Origin of the sequence: Salinicoccus sp. ID82-1, from assembly GCF_021991715.1 — a bacterium.
GTDB lineage: Bacteria > Bacillota > Bacilli > Staphylococcales > Salinicoccaceae > Salinicoccus > Salinicoccus cyprini.
On the sequence record NZ_JAGFLY010000002.1, the window covers coordinates 57,591 to 69,424 of the forward strand.

Consider the following 11,834-nt stretch of genomic DNA (forward strand, 5'->3'; position numbering starts at 1 on the left):
AAGACAGTTAAGACAATTTTGTTTAACGCTTTAAAACGCTAAAGTGATTTGTTATGATAATCGTATTAATGGAGGGAAGTATATGCAGATAGATAAACTGAGGGGCAAAGAGCTGGATGATCTGTTCGAGGGTATGCTGAAGCTTGAATCGGTCGAGGAATGCTACCACTTTTTCGATGATCTATGTACAACGAACGAACTCGTTTCATTGAAGCAGCGTTTCCAGGTGGCCAAGATGATGAAGGAAGGGTACACGTATTCGAAAGTGCAGGAAGAGACCGGTGCTTCGAGTGCGACAGTCTCCCGCGTAAAGCGGTGTCTCGACTATGGCAGCGAAGGCTACCACACAATCATCGACCGGATGGAATGAATGACTTTGACCTGGTCAAAGTCATTTTTTTCAGTAAAAATTAACGGAATTATTTAAAATGGGTATGATATTAAAAAAGGAATGGGGTGTTGGGATTGGGAAGACGAATCATCAACAGTGCTGCTGCTTCGCTGGTGACAACTCTCGCTGTTTTGACAGTCAGCTTTCTGATACTGCTATTTTCGAGTGCAGAAATTGATCGTCGTACCGGATATTTCGGGGCGATATTCTTCGAAGGTATACCGACGTCTCCAGATGCCTTCAATATGACGTTTGGAATCAGCAATATAATGCCTGTCATTTTTACATTCATCGCTCTTACAGTGACCTATTATTTCATCCTCCGGTTGTTTTCAAAGAAGGGATAGCACATTCTGATACAGTGAATATCATATTTCAACCACTCTGAACGTGTTTCTGACTTCTGCAGTCAGGTCATCCGTCCGCCACTCCCGCTGATAGCCGAGGCACGGACAGATATACCGGATGCCGTCTTCTTCAAACTGATGGCGGAAATGGACGTGTCCCATGATGCTGTAGCGGATGGGGTAGTCCTTATAGAAGGTGTCGAAATCGGATGTACCGATGAAGGCATTGTAGAAGTCGAACAGTCTGTGGGGTGTGGGCACGGTGAATCTGTGATGGGTCACGACATGGGTCATCAGTATGACGTTGCGGTCTTTGACCGTCTCGAGGTCCTTCTGTACCGATTCGGCAAAGGTGCGGGAGAGTTCCGGATCATCGACCGGCCAGTCGATTCTGACCTTATCCTGCCATGTACCGCCGTAGAACTTACCGCTTGCAAGCTTCTCCAGGGTGAAGCGCGGATCGGCATAGGAGTAGTCATACCAGCCGCTATGGCCGACAATCGCCCAGTCATCGTCCAGGATGAGCGGAGACTCGATGAGGCATTGGGGATGTTCCTTGTAGAACCGGTACACTTCCGTGCTTGAAATACCTTCCGGCTGCCAGTAGTCGTGGTTGCCTGGAACAAAACGGATATCGATATCTGTCGATTCCATCAGAGACTGGATAAAATCAGAAGTGGTCCGGTAGTCATTGGAGATATCACCGGCAATGAGCAGCAGGTCGATGTTTCGCCCGAGAATTTCACGGGACAGGACCTGCCTGAAGTCTTCTATTGTATATTCCGTCCTGATCCGATCGATATGCAGATCGGCGATGATGCCTATTTTCATATTATCTCTCCATCGTATTCATATACTGAAAAATTTTATGGGTATGACGGGTCGAAGTCAACTGAAGTGGATTCAAAGAACCAGCATGCATATTTCCTAAAAGTGGAAATACGAGCCTCCTACACCAAGGAGGCTCGTATTTTTGACACCAGCTATGAGTTCTATTGCTGACTTTAAGAGACTACCGGATATCCAAGTTTTTCGATGACTGCCTTCAGTTCATCCGGTGTTACTTTATTTTTATCGTAACCGGCTTTTACTTTGTTGGAGCTGAAGAGGACTTTCACTTCTTCGACACCCTCCATTTTCCCTACTTTGCCTTCGATTCTTTTGATGCAGGAAGGGCAGGTGAGGGGCTCCAATTGGAATTTGACTGTGTTCATTTCAATCTCTCCTTTATTTTTTCTATCTCAAGTATAGAATGTCCATTCATATCATTCCTTGACGCCCATCAATTTTTTTAAAAGGAAAAAATAAACTCTGATCCTTGATGGGGGTCAAGTTATTCTCCGTTGAAATTACCTATGATAAGAGTGTAAGAAAAATACACAGAAAAAGAGGAGATGAACAGAAATGGCACATTTCATTTATAAATATAAAAGGACGATTACTTTTCTTTCTGCACTACTGCTGGCCCTGGCATTTATTCTATACTTCACGGATCATGATGCCGTGCGGAAGTTCACATTAATCATTGCGACTGTCATGGCAGGACTGCCGATTGCCATGAAGGCCTACCAGGCAATCCATATGAAAGCATTCACCATTGAAGTCCTGGTTGTGATTGCGGTCATCGGTGCGCTTTTCATCGGGGAATATGTGGAGTCGGCTGTCGTGACGTTCCTGTTCCTGTTTGGAGATCATCTGGAAGCACGTACGTTGGAAAAAACCCGTTCTTCCCTGAAAGACCTGGTGGATATGGCGCCACAGGAGGCGACCGTACTACGTAATGGTACCAGTCTGATGGTGCCGGTGGGGTTAGTGGCCGAAGGCGACCGTGTCATCGTCCGTAGCGGTGGGAAAGTGCCGGTGGATGGTAGAATTATCATTGGACAGGTTGCGCTGAACGAAGCGGCCATCACAGGCGAATCTGTGCCGGTGTCCAAAAAACCTGGGGATATCGTATTCAGCAGTACGATTGTGGAAACCGGCTATATGGAAATGATCGCTGAAAAAGTCGGGGATGATACAACATTCGCAAAAATTATTGAACTTGTGGAAGAAGCACAGGAATCAAAAACGAAAACAGAAAAATTCCTGGACAGATTCGCTGATATCTATACACCTGCAGTAATTGTGCTGTCCATTCTGGTGTATATTCTGACAAGAGACCTGCATCTCGCAATCACTTTCCTTGTTATCGCTTGTCCAGGTGCGCTGATCATCGGTGCACCGGTTTCCAGTGTGGCGGGTATAGGCAATGGTGCGAAGAATGGGGTGCTGATCAAAGGCGGCGAAGTGATGGACCGCTTCTCGAAAGTCGATACGCTCGTATTTGACAAGACGGGTACATTGACCAGAGGACAACCGGCAGTGACAGACATCAAAGTATTTCATGCCTATAATGAGCAGGAACTGCTTCAATGGGTGGCGCAGGCGGAGATGGTGTCTGAACACCCTCTTGGACAGACGATTGTCAAAGAAGCGCAAGATCTGGGGATGGCTCTCGACCAGGAACCTGAACATGTTGAGGTCATCAAAGGCAACGGACTGACAGCTGCCATGGAAAGGCGTGTTCTGACAATCGGCAACCGCAACCTGATGGCAGCGAAAAATATCGTCATCCCAGCGGAAGTAGAAGCTTATGCGGTAGAACGAGAAAAGGCCGGGAATACCGCAATCTTTGCAGCCGTGGGCAAGGAGGTGGCGGGCATCTTCTCGATTGCCGATGAGATTCGTGAAGATGCGGTGGCAGCACTTGCTCAGATGAGAAAAAGTGGCATCCAAAGAATCATCATGCTGACTGGTGACAACCAGCATACAGCTGAACGGGTCGCCACAAGCCTCGGATTAGATGAATTCCATGCCGAACTGCTGCCGGAAGACAAAGTGTCTTTCGTAAAACAATTGAAAGAACAAGGGCATGTAGTGGCCATGGCAGGGGATGGTGTCAATGACGCACCAGCAATCGCTGCAGCGGATATCGGTCTCGCGATGGGTGAAGGCGGTACAGACATCTCGATGGAAACTGCAGATATCGTCCTGATGGCCGATAGGCTGATGCAGTTTTCCCACGCCTATTCATTATCAAAAGCAACACTCCGTAATATGAAACAGAATACCTCCTTTGCCGTCGGCATCGTCGCCATTCTGCTGACCGGTGTGCTTATGGGTTCGGTCCATCTGGCGTCCGGCATGTTCATCCACGAAGCGAGCGTCCTCATTGTCATCTTGAATGCTATGCGGCTGATGGGTTTCAATCGACCATCCAAAAAATCAAGAGAGTCTATGAAATTGCTGCATACATGATCTTGGAGAGAGGAAGGATCGAGACATCCATCTTTTCACATCAAGTCTTCGAGTGGGTTAATGGTATTTAGGACTGGCAATTGAGTAGAATAGTAGATATAGAACAACGCATAGAGGGGGATAAGCATGGAGCATCGGGAATTGTGCAGTCATACAGTGGAAAACAACAGAAAAGCCGCTCACTCATGTGTTTCCATCGTTCCGATCTTCAACCATCTTCAAGAGGAAGAAATGAAGAAAGTCGTGAAAGCAACCCGTCCGATATCTTTAAAAAGGGGCGAGTCCTTATACCAGGCTGGAGATGTCTCGGATTCCTTATATATTATTCACCAAGGGAAGATTAAAATCTACCGTCTCTCTGAGAATGGAAAAGAGCAGCTGATCAGAATTTTGCAGCCAGGCGATTTTACAGGTGAACTTGCCCTTTTTACGGAATCGATACATGAAGTTTATGCAGAAGCCATGGAAAAGACGGAGATCTGCAGCATACACCGTACGGATCTGCACTTACTCCTAAGGAAATTTCCGGACATTTCATTGAAAATACTGAGTGAGTTCTCAAATCGGCTTGAACGGACAGAACTTCAAATGACAAGTTTTGTCACAGAAGATATAGAGACACGTATTGCTTCCTATCTGGCTCAACAAGTGGAGGAAAATGAATCTACAGATTTCAAGCTATCCATGTCACGGAAGGATCTTGCCTCGTTCCTTGGAACCACACCTGAAACGATCAGCCGGAAACTTGCCAAGTTCGAAGATGCGGGATGGATTGAACAAGAAGATCACCGTGTGATCCGTATTTTGAATCAGGAGGCTCTATTGACTGCCGATGATTAATAGGACGGATGGAAATTATAATCCGTAAATAAAAAAGACAGACCCGCGGGCCTGTCTTTTATTCTTACTCTGTAATTGTTATGCGAAGAAACCGACAACCGCTGCTGTCAGAACGCTGACAAGGGAAGCACCGTAGACAAGCTTCAGACCGAAGCGCGCAACTTTATCGCCGCTTTCATTATGCAGACCTTTGACGGAGCCCGCAATGATACCGATACTTGAGAAGTTCGCAAATGATACCAGGAATACGGAAACCATCGCCTGGGACTTGCGGCTGAACTCTTCTGCAATGGCAGTGTAGTCGAGCATCGCAACGAATTCATTCGTAATCAGCTTGGTTGCCATCAGGGCACCCGCCTGCTGGGCTTCAGACCACGGAATACCAATGAGGAATGCGATTGGCATGAAGATGTAGCCGAGAACGTCCTGGAAGGTGATGCTCATGCCAGGGATGAGCAGGAATGCTTCATTCAGAATGGCAATGAGCGCAATGTAACCGATCAGCATTGCTGCAACAGTCAGTGCAACACGCGCACCATCCATGATGTAGTCACCCAGAACCTGGAAGAATGACTTCCCTGCGTCTGGATTATCATCCACGTCTGCAGCGTCTTCAGTCTCCGTCACATCATATGGATTGATGATATGTACAATGACATATGTACCGAACAGGTTGAGTACAATTGCTGTAACCACGTACTGTGGTTCAAGCATCGTCATATATGCGCCGACGATGGACAGTGAAACCGAACTCATCGCCTGTGCAGACAATGTATAGAGACGGTGCTTAGGCAGATGCGGCAGCTGGTTCTTGAGTGAAATGAATACTTCGGACTGGCCAAGAATCATGGAAGCGGCACCGTTATAGGATTCAAGATATCCCATGCCTGTGATCTTGGTCAACAGGAAGCCAAGTCCGCGGATGATGAATGGCAAAATCTTTGTGAACTGCAGGATGCCGATCAGAGCGGAAATAACGATGATCGGCAGCAATACGTTAAAGAAGAATACGTCGGCTGCAGAACCGTCGCCAAGTGTTGTCAGGTCACCCATGACGAATGCGACACCTTCAGCTGCAAATCCGAGCAATGCGTTGAAGCCGGTTGCAAGTGCGCCAATCAGTGCTTCACCGGCACCAGTGGAAAGTAGAAGGAAGGCAAGTAGCAACTGGATGGCGAGCAGGATCAGTATGTTCTTCCATTTGCTGAAAGCACGCTTGCGGTCACTGCTGACGATCCACGCCAGGAAGAATGTAAACGCAATCCCGACGATACCCATAAGAATATTCAAATCTGTCACCTCATAATTGATAATTTTTGTACATTATATAATAGACTGTTTCCTTCTGTATATGTAAGATTGATGGAACATCCTGATTAATTATAATGCAAACGGTTACAGAAATAAAGAGCGAATTTGCAAAACATTCCATTTGCCATATTCAATCATAGGATATATAATTATAGTCAAAGAAGGTCAAAAGGGGTGATGAAATGCGCAATATGTCGGATATAATCGAGCAGTACTTGAAACAGCTCATCGAGCAGTCCGGCGGTGAAGTCGTCGAAATCAAGCGTGCGCATATCGCTGAGAAGTTCGACTGTGTCCCCTCACAGCTGAACTATGTAATAAAGACCCGTTTTACTAATGAGCATGGCTACACCGTCGAAAGCAAAAGAGGTGGCGGCGGATACATCCGGATTACGAAAGTCGAAACACATTCCAAATCCGATTATCTGGCACGCCTGAAGCAGCTGATCGGGGACGGCATCTCGCAGCAGAATGCCAATCGCATCGTCCAGTCCCTGATGGAGAACGAAGTGGTGACACGAAAAGAAGCAAAGATCATAGATGCGGTACTGGAAAGGGAGAGCCTCATGCTCGACCTGCCATATCGTGACCGCCTCAGGGCAAATATTCTGACGAGGGTGATCGACGTCATTCTCTACAGTGAGGAGTGAGCGGATGAAGTGCGAATCCTGCAACGAAAGGGAAGCGACGATCCACATATCAAAGGGCAACGGTCTCGAAAAGACGGAAAAGTTCCTTTGTGAGCAGTGCGCCAATGCTTCATTTGAAAATGATTTCAGCTATCCGGATGATACATTCAACATTCAGAAGCTGCTGCAGTCACTGTCCCAGCATCCATCATTGCACCAGGCAAAGCAGCAGCCGAAACAGTGCGAAACATGCGGTTCGACGATCAACACCATCGTCCATATGGGCAAGTTCGGCTGTCCGGACTGCTATGATGCATTCGAAGTACAGGTGCCTGACATCATCAGCCGTGTACAGGCCCACCAGTCGGAACATATCGGCAAAGTACCGATGAAGTCACGGGCGCATCTGCAGACCAAGCGAAAAATAGAAGAGCTGAAGGAAAGATTGGCACAGCTGGTCGAAACTCAGGAATTCGAGGAAGCGGTCATTGTAAGGGATGAAATCAGAGCACTGGAACAGGCAGGTGACAGCAATGGAATATAACCATATCAGCCCATGGATGCAGAATGTAAAAGAGCTGCCTGTCGAGATGTCGACACGGGTCAGGCTGGCCAGAAATATCAGCAATCTGCCTTTTCCCCATATGATGAATGACGAAGCCCATCTTGCACCTGTATTGGATAGATTGGATGGTACACTGACAGGGTACAGACGTATACAGATGGACGCACTTCAGTTTGAGGACAAGGCACTGCTTGTTGAAAAGCATCTGATCAGTCCACTGTTCACAAAGCGGGGACTGCTCAGCTACATCAATGAAGAAGAATCGGTTTCCATCATGATCAATGAGGAAGACCACTTGCGCATTCAGACAATGGGTGTCGGCATGCCCCTGATGTCGCTCTACAGTAAAGCGAATGAAATTGATGATAGAATAGAAGCTGAAGTGAGCTATGCATTCGACGACCAGTATGGTTATCTGACAGCATGTCCGACCAATATCGGTACCGGTCTCAGGGCTTCGGTCATGCTGCATCTGCCGGCCATGACGTTCGGCAGCAGAATTCAGACGCTGGCGGCGAATCTGAGCCGCTTCGGTTTTACATTGAGAGGTATATACGGGGAAGGATCCATTCCGCTCGGCCACATCTACCAGCTTTCCAACCAGCTGACCCTTGGCCAGACGGAAGAAGAAATCATCAGCAACCTAGATGAATTGAAGGAACGGATTGTGGAAGAGGAGATCGAGATGCGCTCACAGTTCAAAAGTGAACATCTGATTGAAGTGAAGGATTCGGTCTACCGTTCATACGGTCTCCTGAAGCACGCCTATAAGCTGCCGCTCAAGGAAGCGGCCAAATGCCTGAGTGATATCAAACTCGGAATCGACCTCGAGCTGATGGAACATGAAGATTTTCAATTCCAGAAATGGATTCAATTGATTCAGCCTGCATTCATCAAAATGCGCCTGAATGAGCAGAATAGAGAAATAGCATCACTGGAGCGCGCTGTGGAAGAAGAGCGTGCGACGCTGATGAGACAATTACTAGGAGGGGAATAATATGCTATTTGGCAGATTAACTGAAAGAGCGCAGAAAGTGCTCGCTTATGCACAGGAAGAAGCAATCAACCTCAAACACTCCAATATCGGCACAGAGCACCTGCTGCTCGGCCTGGTCAAAGAAAATGAAGGCATTGCAGCCAAAGTACTCGCATCCTTCAATATCACTGAAGAGAAAGTGAAAGAAGAAGTGTTCAACCTGATCAACGAAGGTACCGAACCGTCCTCTTCCATCCACTATACACCGAGAGCGAAGAAAGTCATCGAGCTTTCCATGGATGAAGCCCGCAAGCTGCACCATAATTTCGTGGGCACTGAACACCTGCTGCTCGGTCTGATCAGAGAGAGTGAAGGCGTGGCAGCACGTGTACTGTCGAATCTTGACCTGAACATCACCAAAGCCCGTGCTGCAGTCATCAAGATGCTCGGCAATCCCGAATCGTTCCAGCAGAAGGACAGCATGAAAAAGGACCACAATACACCGACACTCGATTCACTTGCACGTGATCTGACCCAGATTGCCCGTGATGAGATGCTCGACCCGGTCATCGGACGCTCCAAGGAGATTACACGTGTCATCGAAGTACTCAGCAGAAGAACGAAGAACAACCCGGTACTGATCGGTGAACCGGGTGTTGGTAAAACAGCCATCGCTGAAGGACTTGCACAGGCAATCATCAAAAATGAAGTGCCGGAAACACTGAAGGACAAACGCGTCATGTCACTCGACATGGGTACGGTTGTCGCCGGTACAAAGTACCGCGGTGAGTTCGAAGAGCGCATGAAGAAGGTCATGGAGGAAATCCATAAGGCGGGCAACGTCGTCCTCTTCATCGATGAGCTCCATACACTGATCGGTGCAGGCGGCGCAGAAGGTGCGATCGATGCATCCAACATTCTGAAGCCGGCACTGGCACGTGGTGAACTGCAATGCATCGGTGCGACAACGCTTGATGAGTACCGCAAGCACATCGAAAAAGACGCCGCACTGGAACGCCGTTTCCAGCCGGTACAGGTGGATGAGCCGAGTGTGGAAGATGCCATTCTTATTCTCAGAGGTCTTCGCGACCGTTATGAGGCGCATCACAGAATCACAATCACGGATGAGGCGCTGGAAGCAGCTGCAGTCATGAGTGACCGCTACGTCCAGGACAGGTTCCTGCCGGACAAGGCAATCGACCTGATCGATGAAGCGTCCTCCAAAGTAAGGCTGAGAAGCTACACGTCCCCACCGGATCTTAAAGACCTGGAAAGCAAACTGGAAGCAATCAAGAAAGAAAAGGATTCTGCTGTACAGAGCCAGGAGTTCGAAGCAGCGGCAAACTACAGGGATCAGCAGACGAAACTCGAAGAGGAACTGAAAAGACGTGAGGATGACTGGAAGAAGGAACAGGGCCAGGCGTCACAGTCCGTCAAGAAAAGTGATATTGAAATCGTCATCAGCGGCATCACCGGCATCCCGCTCGCAAAAATTGCCGAGGATGAATCCGATAGACTGATGAATCTCGAATCCATTCTGCACAACCGTGTCATCGGACAGGAGGATGCAGTAACATCCATCGCCAAGGCGGTCAGAAGGGCACGTGCCGGACTGAAGAATCCGAAGCGTCCGATCGGCAGCTTCATCTTCCTCGGACCGACAGGTGTCGGTAAGACCGAGCTCGGCCGCGCACTCAGCGAAGCGATGTTCGGTGAAGAGGATGCGATGATTCGCGTGGACATGAGTGAGTACATGGAGAAGCATTCCGTCTCCCGTCTCGTCGGTTCACCTCCTGGGTATGTAGGATATGAAGATGGCGGACAGCTGACTGAAAAAGTGAGAAGAAAGCCTTATTCACTCGTCCTATTCGATGAAATAGAAAAAGCGCACCCGGATGTCTTCAACATGCTGCTCCAAGTATTGGATGACGGTCGTCTGACAGATTCCAATGGACGTACAGTCGATTTCCGCAACACCATCATCGTCATGACATCAAACGTCGGTGCGCAGGAGCTCAAGGACAATAAGTTCGCCGGCTTCGGTACAACAGACCAGGCACGTGACTATGATACAATCCGCAACACGATGATGAAGGAATTGAAAAATACTTTCCGTCCGGAATTCATCAACCGTGTGGATGATATCATCGTATTCCACAGTCTGGAGAAAGAGCATCTCAAAGAAATCGTCAAGCTGATGATCGATCAGCTCACGAAACGCCTCGACAGCCAGGATATCCATCTTGAAGTGACCGAGTCTGCAACCGAGAAGATTGCCGATGAAGGATATGATCCGGAATATGGTGCACGCCCGCTTGCACGATCCATCCAGCGTCATATTGAGGACAGACTCAGTGAATCACTCCTTTCCGGGGAAGAGCTTGAAGGCAGAATTGTAACGATCGACTATAAAGATGATGAATTCAGTGTGACGACCAAAGAAAGTGTTACAGCAGAATAATATAACGAAAACGACGGACCATCGTCTGATGACATGATGGTCCGTCGTTTTTTCTGTTCTATTCGATATCCAGTATCTTCTGCGCTGTTTCATCATCGGTCACCAGCACATCCACCGCACCGCTGAGGAGAGCGGAATGGATGCTCAGTGTCTTATTGTCGCCGGTGGCAAGAGCAATGGTCGTATCAATCGCCTTGAGCGACTCGAGGTCGACCCCGATGATGCTGTCGTTCAGGGGATGGGGGATGGGCACGCCATCAATATCGAAGAAGAAGGAATTAATGTCCCCGATGGCATCGGCTTCCTTCAATGATGCTACATCTTCATTGGAAAGGTAACCGATCTTTTCCATGGTGGAATCGACGACAGGGTTGCCGATGCCGACGATTGCCATGTCCACCTCATTCCCTTCCTGGAGCACCCCATTGATATCCTCGGATTCAAGCAGCCTATTTTTTGTATCGGCATTTTCGATCATGGCGGGTGCGTACAGGTAGCTGCACTGCGTATGCAGTTTCTGCGCCAGTTTGAGTGCCAGCATATTGGAGTGCAGATCAAGCTCGCTGCGGCCCATGCCACCAATCAGCGGAACAACTTTTACATTCTCATTCTTTTCGAATGGGTAGGCATCGACAAAGCTCGAAACGGATTTTCCCCAGCTGATGCCGAGGGATTCGATGCTGCCTATTTTCTTGGATACGTAGGAAGCGGCCGCCTGGCCGAGCAGATCCAGCAGGACACCCGACTCATAGCCGGACTTTGATACGACGATGGCTTCTTTTATGCCGTATTTCTTTTCTATATGCAGTTCGAGATCCACTGTATGAGCACTCTCGTCCTTGATGAAGATTTCTACAATCTTTTCCTCCTTTGCTTTTGACAGCATTTTGGAGACGATCGGTCTGGATACGCCGATTCTTTTGGCAATCTGAGCCTGTGTCATTCCATCGAAGTAATAGAGTTTGCATACTTTAACAATCAGTTTTCTATCATCTACAATGGCTCTCATAAACT

General features: G+C 48.1%; 12 protein-coding genes. 8 read left to right on the forward strand and 4 right to left on the reverse strand.

Annotation, left to right across the window (positions count from 1 at the left end; genetic code table 11):
• The first annotated feature begins 82 nt into the window (after positions 1 to 82).
• Positions 83 to 370: a YerC/YecD family TrpR-related protein gene (locus J4760_RS05820; protein WP_237605083.1), complete on the forward strand. Its 288-nt coding sequence runs from the start codon at positions 83 to 85 to the stop codon at positions 368 to 370.
• 95 nt (positions 371 to 465) lie between these two features.
• Positions 466 to 738 (forward strand): hypothetical protein, encoded by a 273-nt coding sequence (locus J4760_RS05825; protein WP_145289877.1) that lies wholly within the window; start codon positions 466 to 468, stop codon positions 736 to 738.
• A 21-nt stretch (positions 739 to 759) separates the two neighbouring features.
• Here the strand turns inward: J4760_RS05825 and J4760_RS05830 are convergent, their stop codons facing one another.
• Positions 760 to 1,569, reverse strand: coding sequence for a metallophosphoesterase (locus tag J4760_RS05830; protein WP_145289880.1), 810 nt, complete (start codon positions 1,567 to 1,569; stop codon positions 760 to 762).
• Between the two features lie 173 nt (positions 1,570 to 1,742).
• Entirely contained in the window at positions 1,743 to 1,952 is a 210-nt protein-coding gene (locus J4760_RS05835; protein ID WP_145289882.1) for a heavy-metal-associated domain-containing protein, read from the reverse strand.
• A 190-nt stretch (positions 1,953 to 2,142) separates the two neighbouring features.
• On the opposite strand from J4760_RS05835, the gene J4760_RS05840 reads away from it, so the two are divergent.
• Together J4760_RS05840 and J4760_RS05845 are read left to right on the forward strand one after the other, a co-directional pair.
• A complete protein-coding gene (locus J4760_RS05840) occupies positions 2,143 to 4,038 on the forward strand; it encodes a heavy metal translocating P-type ATPase (protein ID WP_237605084.1) in 1,896 nt (631 codons plus the stop codon).
• A gap of 126 nt (positions 4,039 to 4,164) precedes the next feature.
• Complete coding sequence (locus J4760_RS05845) at positions 4,165 to 4,878, forward strand: Crp/Fnr family transcriptional regulator (protein ID WP_145289888.1); 714 nt, start codon at positions 4,165 to 4,167, stop codon at positions 4,876 to 4,878.
• A 78-nt stretch (positions 4,879 to 4,956) separates the two neighbouring features.
• Here J4760_RS05845 and J4760_RS05850 read toward each other — a convergent pair whose 3' ends face one another.
• Positions 4,957 to 6,168, reverse strand: a complete 1,212-nt coding sequence (locus J4760_RS05850; RefSeq protein WP_145289890.1) for a NupC/NupG family nucleoside CNT transporter — start codon at positions 6,166 to 6,168, stop codon at positions 4,957 to 4,959.
• 203 nt (positions 6,169 to 6,371) lie between these two features.
• Here J4760_RS05850 and J4760_RS05855 point away from each other — a divergent pair, with 203 nt between their 5' ends.
• Genes J4760_RS05855 through J4760_RS05870 form a run of 4 tightly spaced genes read left to right on the forward strand, consistent with a single transcriptional unit; the run spans position 6,372 to position 10,820 of the window.
• Complete coding sequence (locus tag J4760_RS05855; RefSeq protein ID WP_145289893.1) at positions 6,372 to 6,839, forward strand: CtsR family transcriptional regulator; 468 nt, start codon at positions 6,372 to 6,374, stop codon at positions 6,837 to 6,839.
• Positions 6,840 to 6,843: 4 nt separating this feature from the next.
• A complete protein-coding gene (locus J4760_RS05860; RefSeq protein ID WP_145289896.1) occupies positions 6,844 to 7,362 on the forward strand; it encodes a UvrB/UvrC motif-containing protein in 519 nt (172 codons plus the stop codon).
• The gene (locus tag J4760_RS05865; RefSeq protein ID WP_145290314.1) at positions 7,352 to 8,380 is read left to right on the forward strand and encodes a protein arginine kinase; all 1,029 of its coding nucleotides are present in this window, start codon (positions 7,352 to 7,354) and stop codon (positions 8,378 to 8,380) included. The genes J4760_RS05860 and J4760_RS05865 overlap by 11 nt, the downstream gene beginning before the upstream one ends.
• Before the next feature lies 1 nt (position 8,381).
• On the forward strand, positions 8,382 to 10,820 hold the full coding sequence (locus tag J4760_RS05870) for an ATP-dependent Clp protease ATP-binding subunit (protein ID WP_237605085.1): 2,439 nt from the start codon (positions 8,382 to 8,384) through the stop codon (positions 10,818 to 10,820).
• Positions 10,821 to 10,878: 58 nt separating this feature from the next.
• On the opposite strand, the gene J4760_RS05875 is transcribed toward J4760_RS05870, so the two are convergent.
• Positions 10,879 to 11,829, reverse strand: coding sequence for a sugar-binding transcriptional regulator (locus tag J4760_RS05875; RefSeq protein ID WP_237605086.1), 951 nt, complete (start codon positions 11,827 to 11,829; stop codon positions 10,879 to 10,881).
• Positions 11,830 to 11,834 lie beyond the last annotated feature (5 nt).